12 protein-coding genes are annotated in these 17,191 nt (G+C 69.0%); 3 read left to right on the top strand and 9 right to left on the bottom strand.

The genetic code is table 11. From position 1 onward, the window contains the following. The first annotated feature begins 18 nt into the window (after positions 1-18). Positions 19-1,050: an MBL fold metallo-hydrolase gene (locus ACE3TA_RS00700; RefSeq protein WP_374569768.1), complete on the top strand. Its 1,032-nt coding sequence runs from the start codon at positions 19-21 to the stop codon at positions 1,048-1,050. Positions 1,051-1,113: 63 nt separating this feature from the next. On the opposite strand, the gene ACE3TA_RS00695 is transcribed toward ACE3TA_RS00700, so the two are convergent. From ACE3TA_RS00695 to ACE3TA_RS00685, 3 genes are all read right to left on the bottom strand, one after another. Continuing rightward, positions 1,114-4,137 (bottom strand): TonB-dependent receptor domain-containing protein, encoded by a 3,024-nt coding sequence (locus ACE3TA_RS00695; protein ID WP_374569766.1) that lies wholly within the window; start codon positions 4,135-4,137, stop codon positions 1,114-1,116. 253 nt (positions 4,138-4,390) lie between these two features. Next, the gene (locus ACE3TA_RS00690) at positions 4,391-7,126 is read right to left on the bottom strand and encodes a M14 metallopeptidase family protein (protein ID WP_374569765.1); all 2,736 of its coding nucleotides are present in this window, start codon (positions 7,124-7,126) and stop codon (positions 4,391-4,393) included. A gap of 31 nt (positions 7,127-7,157) precedes the next feature. Then, positions 7,158-8,951: a CIA30 family protein gene (locus ACE3TA_RS00685; protein ID WP_374569764.1), complete on the bottom strand. Its 1,794-nt coding sequence runs from the start codon at positions 8,949-8,951 to the stop codon at positions 7,158-7,160. 326 nt (positions 8,952-9,277) lie between these two features. On the opposite strand from ACE3TA_RS00685, the gene ACE3TA_RS00680 reads away from it, so the two are divergent. After that, entirely contained in the window at positions 9,278-10,474 is a 1,197-nt protein-coding gene (locus ACE3TA_RS00680) for a cytochrome P450 (protein WP_374569763.1), read from the top strand. Positions 10,475-10,582: 108 nt separating this feature from the next. Here ACE3TA_RS00680 and ACE3TA_RS00675 read toward each other — a convergent pair whose 3' ends face one another. From ACE3TA_RS00675 to ACE3TA_RS00665, 3 genes are all read right to left on the bottom strand, one after another. Further along, positions 10,583-11,284, bottom strand: coding sequence for a class I SAM-dependent methyltransferase (locus ACE3TA_RS00675; protein ID WP_374569761.1), 702 nt, complete (start codon positions 11,282-11,284; stop codon positions 10,583-10,585). Further along, entirely contained in the window at positions 11,274-11,741 is a 468-nt protein-coding gene (locus ACE3TA_RS00670) for an Rrf2 family transcriptional regulator (protein WP_374569760.1), read from the bottom strand. Before ACE3TA_RS00670 ends, ACE3TA_RS00675 begins: the two co-directional genes overlap by 11 nt. Before the next feature lie 72 nt (positions 11,742-11,813). Beyond that, entirely contained in the window at positions 11,814-13,001 is a 1,188-nt protein-coding gene (locus tag ACE3TA_RS00665) for a trans-acting enoyl reductase family protein (RefSeq protein ID WP_374569759.1), read from the bottom strand. Positions 13,002-13,118: 117 nt separating this feature from the next. Between ACE3TA_RS00665 and ACE3TA_RS00660 the strand changes: the two genes are divergently transcribed. Next, entirely contained in the window at positions 13,119-14,141 is a 1,023-nt protein-coding gene (locus ACE3TA_RS00660) for an LLM class flavin-dependent oxidoreductase (RefSeq protein ID WP_374569758.1), read from the top strand. Between the two features lie 23 nt (positions 14,142-14,164). Here ACE3TA_RS00660 and ACE3TA_RS00655 read toward each other — a convergent pair whose 3' ends face one another. The 3 genes from ACE3TA_RS00655 to ACE3TA_RS00645 form a co-directional block, all read right to left on the bottom strand. Beyond that, on the bottom strand, positions 14,165-14,647 hold the full coding sequence (locus tag ACE3TA_RS00655) for a hypothetical protein (protein ID WP_374569756.1): 483 nt from the start codon (positions 14,645-14,647) through the stop codon (positions 14,165-14,167). A gap of 141 nt (positions 14,648-14,788) precedes the next feature. Further along, positions 14,789-16,456, bottom strand: a complete 1,668-nt coding sequence (locus ACE3TA_RS00650) for an MFS transporter (RefSeq protein ID WP_374569755.1) — start codon at positions 16,454-16,456, stop codon at positions 14,789-14,791. A gap of 83 nt (positions 16,457-16,539) precedes the next feature. Beyond that, positions 16,540-17,190 (bottom strand): TetR/AcrR family transcriptional regulator C-terminal domain-containing protein, encoded by a 651-nt coding sequence (locus ACE3TA_RS00645; RefSeq protein ID WP_374569754.1) that lies wholly within the window; start codon positions 17,188-17,190, stop codon positions 16,540-16,542. Position 17,191: the final 1 nt, after the last annotated feature.

Genomic DNA, 17,191 nt, shown 5'->3' with positions numbered 1-17,191 from the left:
GAAAACCGGGAGGATGCGATGCGCGGATTGCGCTGGATTTCGGCGGCGGCGGCCGCCCTGGCCCTGACGGCGGGCGTCGCGCCCATGGCGGCGCGGGCGGCCGAGCCCGACGCCCTCGACGTCACCTTCTGCGGCACCTCCGGCCCCCTGCCCGTGAAGGACCGCGCCAAGCCGTGCGTGGCGATCCAGGCGGGCGGCGGCCTCTATCTCGTCGACATCGGTCCGGAGTCCGCCGAGAACCTGCAGCTCTGGCGCATGCCGCTGGCGACGGCGAAGGCGGTGTTCATCACCCACCTGCACTCCGACCACATCGGCGACCTTGGCGAATTCAACATGCAGAGCTGGGTCGCCGGCCGCCCCGCGCCCCTGCCCGTGGTCGGCCCGGAGGGCGTCGACAAGCTGGTGGAGGGCATGAACGAGGCCTACGCGCCCGACCACGTCTTCCGCAACGCCCACCACGAGCACGACGGGATCGCCCTGCCCATCGCCGCGGGCCTGATGGAGGCGAAGGTCGTCGACCTGCCCGCCCCCGGCGCCGACGGCGTCAGCCGCGCCGAGGTCTGGTCCAAGGACGGCCTGGTGGTCACCGCCATCGCCGTGGACCACAGCCCGGCCAAGCCGGCCTTCGCCTACCGCTTCGACTACAAGGGCCGCTCGGTGGTGATCAGCGGCGACACGCGCAAGTTCCCGCCGCTGGCCGAGGCGGCCAAGGGCGCCGACGTGCTGATCCACGAGGCGCAGAACGACGGCATGACCAGGATGATGTCCATGGGCCTGAAGATGCAGGGCAATCCGCGCATGGCCTCGATCATCGGCGACACCGTCACCTATCACACCACCCCCGTGGAGGCCGAGGAGATCGCCAAGGCCGCTGGCGTCAAGCAGCTCGTCCTCACCCACCTGACCCAGGCGGGCCTGCCCATGTTCAAGCCCGAGACCTTCACCAAGGGCATGGACGCGGTCGGCGGTCCCGAGCACCGCCTGGCGGACGACGGCATGACCATCGTCCTGCCGGTCGGCGGCGACGCCGTCGTCTTCGGCCAGAAGTAGCCGCCCAAACGAAATCGGCCCGCCGTGAGGCGGGCCGATCCGTTGGTCCGATCGTTCAGAGCCTTAGAAGCTCTTCTTGATGTTGATGTACCAGTAGCGGCTGTAGGGCTGGTACAGGGCCGCCAGGTAGCCGTCCGAGGAGATCGGCGGCTTCTCGTCGGTGAGGTTCCGCACGCCCAGGCGCACCCGGGTGTTGGCCGCCAGGCCCTCGGTGAACTCGTACTGGCCGTAGAGGTTGGCCGTGATCTGCGAGTCCACCACCCAGTTGTTGCCGTTGGAGTCGGTCAGGCCGGTGTCCTCGACGTCGCCGATGTACTGGGTGAACAGGCCGACCTGCCACTGGTCGTAGCTCCAGGTGCCCGAGGCCGACCACTTCCATTCCGGACGGCCGTCCTGGCGCAGCAGGCTGCCGCCGCCGGTGATCGAGGTGCCGGCGTTGATCTCGCCCGCCTCCTGGGCCGCCAGCAGAGCGGCGATCGCCGGCGAGGGCTGGCGATAGAACTTCAGCAGGCGCGCGGCGTTGAAGCTGAGGCTGAAGTCGCCGAACTTCGTGCCGTTCAGACGCCACATGGCGCCGATGTCGAAGCCGCGGGCCTCCTGCGGCAGCAGGTTCTGGTACTGGTCGTTGACGTAGAGCACCGCGCCCACCGGATCCAGGCCCGTGCCCGCCGCCGCGGCGATGTCGTCGGCGGTCGGCGCGGCGCGGATCACGTTCGGGTTGCTCGAGCCCTGCACGCGCATCAGGTAGTCCAGGATCAGGGCGTTGCCCTCGCCGAACAGGCCGACGATCCCGTCCTGCTTCACCCGCCAGTAGTCGAAGGTGAAGGTGAAGCGGCCGTAGTCCGACGGAATGAAGGTCGGCTCCAGCACCAGGCCGCCGGTCCAGGTTTCGGATTCTTCCGGCTTCAGGTCGGCGTTGCCGGCCCGGTGCGCGGTGGTCGCGAAGGATTCAGAGCAGTTGGCGAAGCTGGTGATCCGGCCCGCGCGCAGGTCCTGCTCGCAGCGGATGTAGTCCGTGCGGGTGTTCGAGCGCGTCACCAGGGTGGCGTTCACCTGCTCCAGGTTCGGCGCCTTGAAGCCCTGGGCCCAGGAGCCGCGGATCCGCACGCCGTCGATGATGTCCCAGGCGAAGGCCGCCTTGGGCTTGGTCACCGAGCCGACGTCGCTGAAGTCCTCGAAGCGGCCGGCGAGCTGCAGCTCGACGCTCTGCGCGAACGGGATGTTCATGTCCGGCGAGATCACCGGCACGGCGAACTCCAGATAGGCCGAGCTCACCGTGCGCGCGCCCTTGGTGTCGGGCGACGGGCTCGTGCCGATCAGGTCGCCGGTGTAGGCGGTTCCGGTGACGCTGTCGGTGAAGTTGATCGTGCCGTCGACGTGCGGGTCGCGGTCGTCCTTCTGCGTCTCGCGGCGGAACTCCACGCCCGCGGCGAAGCCCACGTCCCCGCCGGGGATCGCGAACAGGTCCGGACGCGACACCTTGAAGTCAGCCATGGTCAGGCTGCTGGTGCTGTGACGGGTCACGCGGATCTTGATGGCGTCAATCGCCGCCTGGCTGGACGAGGTGGTGTCGGCCAGGCTCGGATCGGTCAGGTTCGCGCCGTTGAAGGGGTTGTAGGCGTCAGGCGTCGACAGCGCGAGCTGGGCCTGCAGGGCCGTGGCGCTGATGCCGTCGGACACGTCGGTCACCTCGGCCTTGGAGTAGAGCAGCGCGCCTTCCCACTTGAAGCCGAACTTCTCGCCGCGCAGGCCGGCCAGGAAGCGCCACTGGTTGTTCTCCACGTCCACGTGGTTGGGGCCCACGTCGGAGAAGTTGTAGGTGCGCAGGATCACCGGCACGCCGGCGTCGGAGATGTTCAGCCCGGCGATGCGGTTGGGGTTGACCGACCCGTCGGCGAAGGTCGTCGGGCCGAAGGGGTTGTAGTAGTTGGACGCCGGGATCGTGATCGGCATGGACGACAGCGTGCCGCTGGAGCTCTGCACGCTGTGCGTGGTGGCCGTGTAGTAGCCCAGCTCGCCGAAGGCGGTGACCTCGTCGGTCAGCTCGTAGTTCCCGGTCAGGAACAGGTTCACCCGCTCCAGCTTGGGGATCACGTTGGTGTCGTAGGCCTTCGGCGCGTCGAAGCGCAGGTTGCGGTCGACGCTGGTCGTCGAGATCGAGCCGTCGTCGATGCAGTAGCCGTTGCCGTAGTCGTACAGGCACCCGGCGTTGGTGGACGGCTGGTTGTGGAAGTAGCCGGCGCTGGAGGTCACGGCCGTGCCGTTCACCCGCACCGCGCCGCTGGACAGCGCCTGGAAGTAGCCCCACGGCGTGGTCGCGCTGCGGCCGTCCAGCGAGGTGGAGCCGTCGAAGCGCGTGCCGTTGAACAGCGAGCGCAGGTCGGCGCTGGCGGTGTAGTCCTGGTCGGAGGCCTTCAGGCCCGTGCCCTTGGTGTAGGCGCCGAACAGGCTGATGTTCCCGCGGCCGTCCTTGAAGTTGTGGCCGGCCGTGACGTTGAACTTGCTCTCGGTCAGGCTGGTGTTCTCGGCGCCGCCGTACTGGGCTTCCAGCGTCAGGCCGTCGAAGTCGTCCTGCAGCACGGTGTTGACCACGCCGGCCACCGCGTCGGAGCCGTACAGGGCCGCGCCGCCGTCGCGCAGCACCTCCAGCCGCTTGATCCCGCTCACCGGGATGGCGTTGGTGTTGTAGGTCAAGACCGGCACCAGGTTCTCGTCGGCGCGGCTGGTCGGGTGGGCCACCACGCGGCGGCCGTTCAGCAGGACCAGGGTGTTGCCGACGCCCAAGTTGCGCAGGTTCACCGAGCCCACGTCGCCGCGGGCGCTGTTCGACGAGTTGGGCAGGTAGGCCGTGTTGAAGCTCACGTCGCCCATCTGCGGGATCGAGCGGAACAGGTCGTCGCCCGACGTCGCGGCGATGGAGTCGAGCTGATCTTCGCCGACCACCGTCACCGGAACCGCCTCGGTGACCTTCGAGCCTTCAATCTGCGAGCCGACGACGACCACTTCTTCGACGGCGTTCGCATCGCCGCCCTGCGCCAACGCCTGGCCGCCCCAAGAGGCCGCGATGCAAAGCGCGGACGTGGTCAATAGAACCTTGCGCAATGATTGATCGAACATCTCTGTGTTACCCCCGGTTACATGCCGATGTGTCGGGCCAGCCCCCCGACGCAGAAATCCAAATCTCAAAGCTTCTAAGCGCATCGGAATCGCCAAAGGTCACGCAATCACTGCACGATCTTCACAAAAATAACGCTGGTTGTGTCTTTATGACCTCACGTAAGCGGAAGCCGGCGCGCCGCTCACGCGGCGCGCCGGCCAAGGCCGTCCGTTTACGGAAGAACTAGCGCGCGGACGCCGCCGGCCCGTACTGCAAGGCGTTGAACAGGAACTTGAACGAAGCGTGCGGCTGGGCCCGCTGCGTCACTTCCGGTCCCATCAGGAAGAGCCGCCCGGCGCCTTCCTTCAGGTCGACCACCGCCGCCGTTCCCGACAGCCGCTCCTGGCCCATCGCCCAACCGCTGCGCAGCACGTCGCCCTGCGGATACCAGGCCGCCGCCTTGACCCCGTCCGACAGGGTGAAGGCCGGGCTGCGCTCGAAGTAGACGTCCATCGTCTTGGGCGCGCCGAAGGCCACCGGCTGGGTGTTGTCCACCGCCACCTCCAGCAGCGAGCCGGGAATGTAGAACTCCTTGCTCGGCAGCGGCTCGCCCTTGGCGTCGGCCAGGGCGTTGGCGACGGGGGCGTCCACGATCTGGGCCAGCGCGGTCGACGGCCCGACCGCCACCACCGAGCCGCCAGCCTTCATGAAGGCTGCGATCTGCGGATAGGTCTTCTCGGGCGTGATCCGGCCCAGCCAGGGACGGAACTCGGCGGGAATGTCCTCGGCCGCCGGCTGCGGCCGGCCGCGCCCGCCCGGCTCGTCGAGCACGCCGTTGGCGAAGACCAGCACGTCGAAGTCCTTCGCCAGGTCGCCCGCGTCCAGGCGCTGCGGATAGACCTGCTGGTAGTCGAACTCGAACTGCTCCATCAGCCAGCGCGTCCAGCCGGCGCTCATCACGCCGCCGTACTTGTCGACGACGCCCACGCGCACGGGCTTCAGCTTGATCTGGTCGCCGGCCGGGGCCTTGCCCAGCGCATAGGCGTCGATGCCCAGCTCGGCGGTCGCCTTGGCGACGATGGCGCGGCTCTCGGCGCTGGCCGGAACCCACAGCGCGCCCGGCGCGAACGCGCGGCCCGCGGCCTTCACCCCCGGCTTGATCCAGTAGACCGGCTGGCCGGCCTTCAGCAGGCGGTTGGACAGGATGAAGCTGTTGTTGATCTCGTGGCTCACCAGGAAGCCGCCGCGGCCGGCGCCGATCACCTTGCCGGGCGGCGGGCTCATCACGTCGGCGACCGGCTCGAACGGGCCGTCGAAGCCGTCGAGGACGCGGTCGAACTTAACGCCCATCTGCAGGGCGAGCGTGTAGCCGGTGGCGTCGTAGGGCGGGATCGGCGGGCCGCCCGGATAGGCCACGTTGTCCGGGTGGTCCTGCGGCTCGAACATGTCCAGCACGTGCGGGCGATAGGCCTGGTCGGTCTTCACCACGAAGGAGCCGGCCGGATAGGTCTTGCCCGCCACGGTGAACGGCTTGGTCGCCCGCTCCACCTCCACGCCGGTCTTGATCAGGGCGTTCAGGAAGGCGATCGCCGTCGGCAGGTCGGCCTGGTCGGCGGGGATGACGTAGCCGCGCGGGTCGCGCAGCGCCGGATCATGCAGCACGGTGTCGTAGAGGCTGGGCTCCACGCCCCGGAAGCGGCCCTCGCCCACCAGCGGCTTGCCCTTGGCCGCGGCCTCCAGCGCCTCGATGCGCTTGGGCGTGACGGTCCAGGAATCTTGGCTTCCGCGCTCGATGGAGTTCTCCCCCATCCGCCAGATGTTGAACAACAGGCGCTCGCGGTTGCGCGAGGCGTAGTCCAGGACCGCGCGGTTGATCGACAGCGAATAGGCGATCGACTGCTTGAAGTGCCATTCCTGCGGCGCGATCGGCTCGGGCAGGTCGTTGCGCGCCAACTGGTTCTTGGGCACCAGCGGCAGCATCATCGGCGTCGGGTGGCCGATGATCTCGGTCAAGAGGCCGACGGCGTTGTGGAAGTAGGCGATGGAGCGCTCCATGCCGTTGTTCCAGGTCGAATAGGTCGCCCCGCTGCGCATGGTCGAGCCGGGCTTGCCCTCGGCCACCAGGCGGCCGTGCATGGCCGCCCCCACCTCCGACAGCGAGGTCATCACCAGCGGGTCGTAGTTGTAGTTGAAGGGGTCGCGGAACGGCGGCATGAACACCACCGTCCCGGCCGGCCCGGTCTGGTGGTGGTTGTAGATGATCTGCGGGAACCACTCGCGGAAGAAGACCCGGTTGAGGTTGGTCGTCTCCTTCATCGCCGACATGTAGTAGTCGCGATTGTCGTCGTGGCCGATGTACTTGGTGTAGAGCCGGGGCAGGAAATCGTACTCCCGCTTCTTCGGGTCCTCGTTGCGCATGTACCAGTCGCTGACCAGTTGCATGCCGTCCGGATTGACCTCGGAGAACAGGATGACCACGTCGTCCAGGATCCGCATCGTCTCCGGGTCGTCGCGGGTCAGGATGTCGTAGAGCGCGGCGATCAGCGCCTGGGGCGGCACGGTCTCGGTGGCGTGCAGCCCGCCGTCGATCCACACCACCGCCTTGCCTTCGGAGGCCAGGGCACGGGCTTCGTCCTCGCTGACGCCCTTGGCCTGGGCGAGCTTGCGGGCGATCTCCTGGTAGCGGCCCAGGTTCTTCAGGTTGGCCGGCGAGGAGACGATGGCCATGTACTCGCGCCGGCCCTCCTCGGTCGGGCCGATGTCGACCAGCTTCATCCGGTCGGATTCGCCGGCCAGGGTCTTCAGGTAGGATTCGGCCTGGCTGTAGTCGGCCAGGAAGTAGTCCTCGCCGATGTCGTGGCCGAAGGCCTCCTTCGGCGAGGTGATGCCCTTGACCTCGGCCTGGGCCGCGCCCGCCGACAGGCCCGCGCACAGAGCCAGGGCCAGCCACAGGCCCCTGAAAGACTTAGCCAACTCCAATCCTCCCCAAACCGTCCGCCTGCGCCCGGATCTAGTAGAAGCTCACGTTGTCGACCTCGAGCCACAGGGTCGAGCCGGGGGCGCGGGCGCCGCCGAACTCCACCTGCAGCAGGTCCTTGCCGCTCCAGGGCCCCTTGGCGCCGCCGCGCCCGGCCTCCGGCGCCAGCGCCGTGAACGGCACCTCCACGGTGCTCCACTGCGGACCGGCCGTCAGCGTCTTGGTCCAGCTCCCGTTCAGGGTGTTGACGTCGAAGGCGTAGTCGCCGCCGTCGCCGCGGATCTCGAAACGCACGCCCTTGTAGGTGCTGGCGTCCACCGGCTCCACCGAGCCGCGGCTCAGGGGGATGATCACCCCGGCGTGCAGGCCCTTCTTCTCGGCCATGCGCGCGTCCAGGCTCAGCGCGTGTCCGTCCCCGTCCGCGCGGGCGATCGTCTGGCTCACCTGCACGGTGCGGTCGATGCCGCCGTCCATGTCGTCCAGGCGCAGGGTGTCGCGGTTCGACCGGTCGGATTCGAAGTCGTCGATCATCGGCGCTTCGACCTTGATCGCCGGCATCGAGCGCTCGCTGTTGGCCGCCGGCAGGCTGACGCCCGGCCCGTAGACCAGCTTGCCGTCGATGAACACGTCCTCGGTGTTGCGCACGTCGGAGATGTTCACCCAGGGCTGGCCCTTGATCAGCACGATGTCGGCGCGCTTGCCCGGCTCGATCGTGCCGCGGTCGGCGAGCTGGCCGACGGCCTTGGCGCTGTTGGCCGTGCCGACCATCAGCGCGTCGGTCGGCGTCAGGCCGGCCTTCACCAGCAGCTCCATTTCATGCAGCGTCGAGACCCCGTGGGGCGTGCCGGTCATGCCCGCGTCGGTGCCCAGCGCCACCAGCACGCCGGCGTCGTGCAGCACCTTCACGTTATGCAAGGCGTTGTCGAACTTCTTGAGGCTCTGGGCCGTGCGCGGATCGTTCGGATCCAGCGGCTTGCCGCCCTTGCCCGGTTCGTAGACCGCCAGGGTCGGGGCGTAGGCGGTGTGGTTGGCCACCATCAGGTCGACCGTCTCCTGGTCGATCTCCTCGTCCTGCAGGCTGTGGGCGATCACGTCCACCTTCGCCTCGGCCGCTTCCTTGCCGCGCTTCACCGTCACGGTGTGCGTCAGCACCTTCAGCCCGTTCTTGTGCGCCTCGTCCACCAGGGCCGCGAGCGTGTCCTCGCCCATGCTGGTGTTGTCGGCCGACAGGCCGTAGCGCCAGCCGTCGGTGAACGCCTTGATCAGGTCGGGCTTGTACTTCAGCAGTCCGTCCACCTCGGTGCGCGCCGACTGCGGCGTGTTCACCCAGCGGGTGGTGTTCTCGTCGGCCCAGTCGGCGCCGTGGCCGCCGGGGGTGGACATGCGCGCGGTGAAGTTCACGTGCGGCGAGGCCAGGCTCGCGATCCAGCGCCGGCGCGGGGCGAAGGATTCCGGCTGCTCGTGGAAGTCGTCCACCGTGGTCACGCCGGCCTTCACGTAGGCCGTGGCGATTTCCGGCGTCAGGCCCGGATCGCCGGCCGGTGTCCAGTGGGTGTGCACGTCGTAGAAGCCGGGCAGCAGCGCCAGGCCCTTGGCCTTGATCACCTTGGCGCCCTTGGGCGCCTTCACCTTGGGTCCGACGGCGACGATCCGGCCGTCCTCGATCACCACGTTGGCCACGTGGGGCGCCGCGCCGGTGGCGTCGAACACCGTGGCCCCCATGATCGCCGTGGCCGGCCCCTCGGCCCAGGCCGCCGTCGCGAACAGCGCCGCCGCCAGAACCAGACCCGCGCCCGTCGCGCCCTTGCCGTTCTTCATCACCGTCATACGCCGCTCATCCCGCTGACGCGGCCCGTGCGGCCGCGAGTCCCTGCGGCGGGGAACGAGACACGATCTTGCCCCGGAGGAAAGTCCCAAGTGCGGAATTCGCAACACGGGCCGGTCATTCATGACGACATTGCGCAAGATGTCGCGAAATCGGGCGCGAAACGAAATCTATAGCCGCGTTCGGCGAACGCGGCCCGCTTCTCGAACACCGTTCGGTTTGGTCTCGGGCCGGCTTGCGCACGCGCGGCCGGGGCGACGATTTCTTCCGCGCCGATGCTTGAACCCGTCGCCCGCGCCGCTGATGGTGCAGGTCAGGGAGGCCAAGAATGAACATCGACCTGATCAGCCCGGCGAGCTTCGCCGCGGGCCAGCCGCACGACCAGTTCCGCTGGCTGCGGGAGAACGCCCCGGTCTATCGCCACGCCGAGCCGGACGGGCCCGGCTTCTGGGCCGTCACCCGCTACGACGACGTCTTCGCCGTCGATCGCGACTTCCAGGCCTTCTCGTCCGAGCCCACCGTCATGATGACCGATCCGGCGGCGGAACAGGCGAACGCCTTCGGCGAGCACAAGATGATGCTGATGATGGATCCGCCGGGGCACACGGCCTACCGCAAGCTGATCCGCGCCGAGTTCACCCGCCCCGCCTCGGCCCTGCGCGCCGAGCGCATCGCCGCCCTCGCCCGCCAGATCGTCGACGCCGTGGCCGCCCGCGGCGAATGCGACTTCGTCGCCGAGGTCGCCGGCGAGATGCCGTCCTACGTCATCGCCGAGCTGATGGGCCTGCCGCTCGACGACGGGCGCGAGCTCTACAAGCTGACCGAGACCATCCACACCGCCCCCGAGGCCCTGCCCGAGGGCGCCGGGGCGGCGGCGGTGATGAAGATGTTCGAATACGGCGCGCGGATCATGGCCGAGAAGCGCGCCCGGCCCGCCGACGACCTCGCCAGCCGCCTGCTCGCCGCCGAGGTCGACGGCAAGCGCCTGGACGACATGGACTTCCTCTTGTTCTTCCTGCTGCTGGTCGACGCCGGCGGCGACACCACCCGCAACCTCTTGTCGTCGGGGATGCTGGCCCTGCTCGACCATCCCGATCAGCTCGCCTGGTTGAAGGCCGACCTGGACGCGCGCCTGCCGGCCGCCCGCGAGGAGCTGCTGCGCTGGGCGAGCCCGGTGATCTACATGCGCCGCACCGCCACCCGCGATCTCGAGCTCCACGGCGCCCGGATCGCCGAGGGCGACAAGGTGATCATGTACTTCGGCTCGGCCAACCGCGACCCGGCCCGCTTCGACCGGCCCGACCGGCTGGACCTGTCGCGCGCTGACAACGAGCACATCGCCTTCGGCGTCGGCCCGCACGGCTGCCTTGGCCAGCACATCGCCCGCATCGAGATCGACGCCATGCTGCGCGAGGTGCTGACCCGCATGGACGGCTTCGCCCTGGCCGGCGAGCCTCAGTGGCTGGCGTCCAACTTCATTTCGGGGCCCAGGTCGATGCCCGTGCGGTTCAGGGCCGCGGCCTAGGAAGCGATCCGCGAAAGTGGGTGACGGCCTTGCGGCCGGGGCGCACCATACCTTTGAATTATCGTACTATTCTTCCGCCCAAATGGTTCCATTTGAACGGACAGGGCTCTAGGCGCAGCCGCACCAGCCGCGCCAGGTGAAGGCGGCGTAGAAGAGCGCTACGTCCTTGAAGCCGGCCTCGCGCAGGATGGCTTCGTCATATTCCGGGGCCATCATGTTCACGCTGTCCGACACCGCATCGCGCGCCGCCCGCGCCCGCTCCGGCTCGACGCCGGAGGCGATCGCATAGGCCGCATAGCGGTCCAGCCAGAGATCGCGCTCCGCCGACCCCTGCGGAAAGCTGCCGTGCGCGGCGACGAACGGGGCGCCTGGCGTGAGCCGGCCGTGGATCTCTGCCGCCGTTCGACGCCGATCCTCGTGGCCGAGAAAGTGCAGCGTGAGCAGGCAGGTCGCCGCGTCGAAATCGCCCGACGCCACGTCCTCGACATAGCCCTGCACCAGCTCCACCCTGGCGTTCAGTTCGCCAAGCGTGCGTTCGGCCTCGCGAAGCATCTCGGCGGCCGGATCGACGCCGACGAAGGTCCAGCCGGGATAGGCCTGCGCCAGGAATTTCAGTTCCAGCCCGCCGCCCGCGCCCACGACAAGCACCCTGGCGGCGTCGGGCGCCCGCTCGTGCAGCAGCACCCCGCACATGCGGTGCAAGGCCTCCAGGCCCGGCACCATGCGCCGCGGACCCTCGGCGTAGTTCGCCACAGCCTTCGGGTCGGAAAAGGCCGCGAGAAAGACCTTCGAACCATCCTCAGCGCGCATGGGCCAGATGCTCCTCGCCCGAGCGCGCGCCGCCGCTGGCGGCCCTGGCATGGACGTCGGCGCTGAGCGCGGCCAGGGTCACGGACCGCAGGCCGGCCAGAATCAGATCCTCGGCGTCGTGAAAAACCGCCCCCAACCGCGCGTTCACCGCCCGCTCCACAAGGCAGTCCGGCGTCTCGGTCCGATTGCCGATCGCAAGAAGCTCCGGACTGCCCAGGGCTTCATAGACCTCGCCGAGGGTGATCTCGCCAAGCGGCCGGGCGATGCTCCAGCCTCCGCCATGGCCCTTCTCGGACCGCACGACGCCGCGCTTGCGCAGGCCGGCCAGGATCCGCCTGATCACCACCGGGTTGGTCGCCATGGCCTTGGCGAGGGCTTCGGACGTGCTGGGCGTATCGTGCTCGGCCATGTGCAGCAGCACATGGAGCACGCCGGACAGTTGGCTGTTGCGCCTCATGCAACTTCATATGTTGCGTAAGACGCGAGACGTCAAGCCTCGCGCTCGCCGGCGTGACCCGGCCGCGCGGCCCTAAGCCGCCTCCACCTCGAACTTCAGGCCGGCGTTCTCGGTCAGGCGCTTGATCAGCCTGTTCCCCATGGCCGCGCCAGGGGTCCAGATTCCGCCGGGAACCTCGGCGGTGTCCTTCACCAGGCAGATGGCCGCCTCGGCGATCATCTTCGAGGTCGAGCCGTAGCCCGGGTCCTTGTCGCCGCTGACCGCGACGCGCACCTGGCGGCCGTCCTTGGCCGTCCCCACGAACAGCACGTCGTAGAAGCCGGCTTCACGCTCTTCCTTGCTGGGCCCCTCGCCCGGCTTGGGCGCGTTCTCGCCGCCCAGGGCCTGCGAGCCCATCTGGGCGACGGCCTTGGCCATCGCCTCGCCCTGCTCGCCCGGCCCGGTGATCATCATCTCGTCGTAGACGAAGTCGGTCCCATAGGCGTGGCCGAGCAGCGCGTTGGAGCGGTGCACGTTGCGGGTGTTGATCGGCGCCATGACGAACGGCGCGGTCCACATGCCCAGGTCCGGGTCGAGTTCCGGCGCCATGCCCGGCGGCTGGGCCGGCCCCTCGAAGCCGGGCGTCAGGGCGAAGGGGTTCATCAGCAGCGCCACCACGCCCGGATCCTTGGCCGCGGCGGCCATGGTCGCCTTCAGGCTGGCCGCCGTGCCGCCGGAGAAGCCGCCCTGCATCTTGCGCACCCGGCCCTTGGCCCTGGGCACGGTCGTTCCCAGCGTCTTCTTGGCGGTCTCCTCCAGGAAGAACACGCCCAGCTCGAAGGGGATGGAATCGAAGCCGCAGGAGAAGACGATCCGCGCCCCGCTCGCCTTGGCCTTGGCGTCGTAGGCGTCGATCATCTTGCGCATCCAGGCCGGCTCGCCGCACAGGTCCAGATAGTCGGTCCCCGCCTCGGCGCAGGCCGCGACCAGGGCCTCGCCATAGAGCTGGTAGGGGCCGACCGTGGTGATCACCGCCTTGGTGCGTGCGGCCATGGCCTTCAGCGACGCCGGGTCGTCGGCGTCGGCCTCGACCAGCGGGGTCTCCTTCGGCGCGCCGATCTCGTCGCGCACGGCCGCCAGCTTGTCGAGGCTGCGCCCGGCCATGGCCCACTTCAGGTCTTTCCCGACGCCATAGGCCTTGGCCAGATACTCGGCCACCAGCCGGCCGGTGAAGCCGCTCGCGCCATAGACGATGATGTCGAACTCGGCTTGCCTGTCCATGGCGTCTCTCCCTGTTCGCCGCCGCGCCGGCGGTCGCGGCGATAGATATACCGCGTAAATTTATTTCGCCAAGCGCGGGCGCTGGCGCTGCGCGCGCCTCATCCCATATGCAGGGACATGATCCCGTTCTCGGTCCTCGACCTGTCGCCGATCCTCCAGGGGAGCGACGCGGCCCAATCCTTCCGCAACACGCTCGACCTCGCCCAGCACGCCGAGGCGTGGGGCTACAAGCGCTATTGGCTGGCCGAGCATCACAACATGCCGGGCGTGGCCAGCGCCGCCACCGCCGTGGTGATCGGCCACGTGGCCGCCGGCACCCGCACCATCCGCGTCGGCGCCGGCGGGATCATGCTGCCCAACCACGCGCCGCTGGTGATCGCCGAACAGTTCGGCACCCTGGCCTCGCTGTTTCCGGGCCGGATCGACCTGGGCCTCGGCCGCGCGCCGGGCACCGACCAGCTCACCGCCCACGCCCTTCGCCGGACGCTGGCCTCCGAGGTCGACCGCTTCCCGCAGGACGTCGTGGAGCTGATGGCCTATTTCGAGCCGGAGCAGCCCGGCCAGCGCATCCGCGCGGTGCCCGGCGCCGGGCTGGACGTGCCCGTCTGGATCCTGGGCTCCAGCCTCTTCGGCGCCCAGCTCGCCGCCGCGCTCGGCCTGCCCTACGCCTTCGCCTCGCATTTCGCCCCCCAGCAGATGGAGGCGGCGATCCGCATCTACCGCGACCGCTTCACCCCCTCGCCCACGCTGGACAAGCCCTATGTGATGCTGGGCTTCAACGTCTTCGCCGCCGACACCGACGAACAGGCGCGCTATCTGCGCACCTCGGTGATCCAGGCCTTCGTCAACCTGCGCCGGGGCCAGCCCTCGCCGCTGCAGCCGCCGGACGCGGCCTTCGAGGCGACCCTCCTGCCGCAGGAGCGCGCCCAGGTCGCCGAGCTGCAGGCCTGCTCGGCCGTCGGCGCGCCGGCGACGGTGAAGGCCCAGATCGCCGAGTTCATCGCCCGCACGGGCGCCGACGAGCTGATGCTCACCTCGCAGATCTACGATCACGCCGCGCGCCTGCGCTCCTTCGAGATCGCCGCCCAGGTGCGCGAGGAGCTGGCGCGGGAGGCCGCGCCGGCGACGGTCGCCTCCTGAGGCCGCTTACTTCCTGACGCCGGTCACTTCCTGATGAAGGTCTCCTGGTAGGCCTTCGAGATCCCCTCGGGCGACTTGGCCACGCCCCGGCGCACCAGCGTCTTGCCATCGGCGCTGAAGGTCCAGAACTCGCCGATGATCACGTCGCCGCCCTTCAGCTTCAGGATCTGGAACTCGTCGGGGCCGAGCCGGGTCACCGAGATCTGGTCGAAGCGCGGCTGGCCGGTGAACGGATTGGGCTTGCCGTCCAGGCTCGTCTCGTAGTCGGTCAGGAACGGCTTGTCCGGACGCGTGGTGTTGACCGAGTGGTATTGCAGCCGGTTGTCGCCGAACTTCAGATTGAGCGTCAGCTTGAAGTCCTTGGGAAGCTGGCCGTTGCTCCAATAGGTGCCTTCGGCCGTGGATTCCCAGGCGCCGTCGTGCGGGCTGGCGGCCAGGGCGGCGCCTGCGCCGAGGGCCAGGGCGGCGACGGCCGCGGCGACGGCGGGGAATTGGCGTCTCAACATCGGGCTCTCCATCAGAACCGCCGCCCTAGCGCGTTCGGGCCGGCGCATGGGCGGATCGGCGCCTCCGCCCGGCCGCGAACCGCAAGCTGTCGGATCGTCAGGCGCCGCGGCCGCGCCGCCTGCCCGATCCGCAGGCGCGCCTCAGGCGTGGATGTCCACGTCCTTGGTCTCCTTCAGGAACAGGAAGCCGACCACGGCGGTGACCGCGGCCACCACCACCGGATACCAGAGCCCGAAGTAGATGTTCCCGCTGGCGGCCACCATGGCGAAGGCGGTGGTGGGCAGGAAGCCGCCGAACCAGCCGTTGCCGACGTGGTAGGGCAGGCTCATCGAGGTGTAGCGGATGTTGGTGGGGAAGAGCTCCACCAGCATCGCCGCGATCGGCCCGTAGACCATGGTCACAAGGATCACCAGGAGGGTCAGGACGCCGATCGCCAGGGGGTAGTTCACCTTGGCGGGGTCGGCCTTGGCCGGATAGCCGGCCTTGGCCAGCACCTGGCCCATCCGCGTCTCCCAGGCCGCCTGCGCCGCCTTGAACGACACCGGGTCCAGCCGCTCGCCCTCCAGCGCCTGCACCGTCGCCCCGCCGACGCGGATCTCGGCGCTGACGCCGCCGGGCGCGGCCTTGTTCGAATAGGGCACGCCGGCCTTGGCCAGGTAGCTCTTGGCCAGGTCGCAGGACGACAGGAACTGGCGCTTGCCGATCGGGTCGAACTGGAAGTGGCAGTCGCTGGGGCTGGCGTACACCACGGCCGGCGCCGTCGCGCTGGCCGCCGCCAGCTCGGGGTTCACCGCCGCGGTCAGGGTCTTGAACAGCGGAAAATAGGTCAGGGCCGCGATCAGGCAGCCGGCCAGGATGATCGGCTTTCGCCCGATCCTGTCCGACAGCCAGCCGAACAGCACGAAGAACGGCGTGCCGATCAAAAGGCTCGCGGCGATCAGCACGTTGGCCAGCGCCCCGTCCACCTTCAGCGTCTTCTCCAGGAAGAACAGCGCGTAGAACTGGCCGGTGTACCAGACCACCGCCTGGCCGGCGGTCAGGCCCACGAGCGCCAGGATCACCAGCTTCAGATTGCCCCAGCGGGCGAAGGAATCGGCCAGCGGCCGCTTCGAGCCGCGCCCCTCGGCCACCATCTGCTTGAAGGCCGGGCTCTCGTTCAGCTTCAGCCGGATCCACATCGAGGCGGCGAGCAGCAGCGCCGAGACCAGGAACGGGATGCGCCAGCCCCAGGCCTTGAAGGCGTCCTCGCCCAGGCCCGTGCGCGCGGCCAGGATGACGATCAGGCTCAGGAACAGCCCGCCCGTCGCCGTGGTCTGGATCCAGCTCGTGTAGAAGCCGCGCCGGCCGGCTGGGGCGTGCTCGGCCACATAGGTCGCCGCCCCGCCGTATTCCCCGCCCAGCGCCAGGCCCTGCACCAGGCGCATGACGATCAGCAGCACCGGCGCGGCCACGCCGATCGCCGCGTAGGACGGCAGAAGCCCGACCACGAAGGTCGACAGCCCCATCAGGAGCATGGTGACCAGGAAGGTGTTCTTGCGCCCCCAAAGGTCGCCCAGCCGGCCGAACACCAGCGCGCCGAACGGCCGCACGGCGAAGCCCGCGGCGAAGGCCAGGAGGGCGAAGATGTATCCGGTGGTCTCGTTGACGCCCGAGAAGAAGTGCTGGGAGATCAGGCCCGCCAGGGAGCCGTAGAGGTAGAAGTCGTACCACTCGAAGACCGTGCCCACCGAGGAGGCCGCGATCACCAGGCCGTCGCGTCTGTCGACCAGATGCTCGGCCTGATCCGGTTCCGCCGCCAATTCGGCCATGCGCGCCTCCCCTTTCACCGTTTGCGGCACACTGCCGCCAAGGCGGCCGGGGATGGAACAGGAATCTGGCGAGGCCAGGGCGGTCAGGCCGGCTTTTGGCCGTCCGCGCCCTTGCGCCCATAGGCTCGCATGAACATCTCCACCGCGTCATCGACCTCGCGGCGCACCACCTCGTCCGACGGTTGGTCCATCATGCCGAGAGTGCGTTTCAAGTGCAGGCTGCCCTTCACCAGAGCGGAGAACTGCTTGGCCGCGGTCATCGGATCGGGAATGTCGAGCTGTCCGCGCGCCTGCGCCTGGGCGAAGAACTCGGCCATGCGCTGCTCGCCCAGTTGCGGCCCGGCCTCCATGAACGAGGTCACCAGCTCCGGCGCGCGAGGCCCTTCCTCGACCAGCAGCCGAAGCGTGCGCACCGAGGAGTCGTCCAGCAGGAGCTCCAGCAGCTTCAGGCCGATGTTGGTCAAGGTGCGGCGCACGTCGTCGTCGCCGTACTGGGCGGCCAGCACGTCCTGCACCTGGTTGCACTGTTCGACGACGATCGCTCGGAACAGCTCTTCCTTGCTCTTGAAGTAGGCGTAGAGCGTGGCCTTCGAGCCGCCGAGCCGCTGGGCGATCATCGACATCGAAGCGGCCGCGTAGCCCTCCTCGAAGAACACGGCTCTGGCAGCCTGAATGATCCGCTCCCGCCGTTGGTCACGGATGGCCTGGGAAATCGTCTGGGAAGGTGCTTGCATC

This window comes from Phenylobacterium sp., assembly GCF_041916435.1.
Lineage (GTDB): Bacteria > Pseudomonadota > Alphaproteobacteria > Caulobacterales > Caulobacteraceae > Phenylobacterium.
This window is presented reverse-complemented; position numbering and strand designations above follow the sequence as displayed.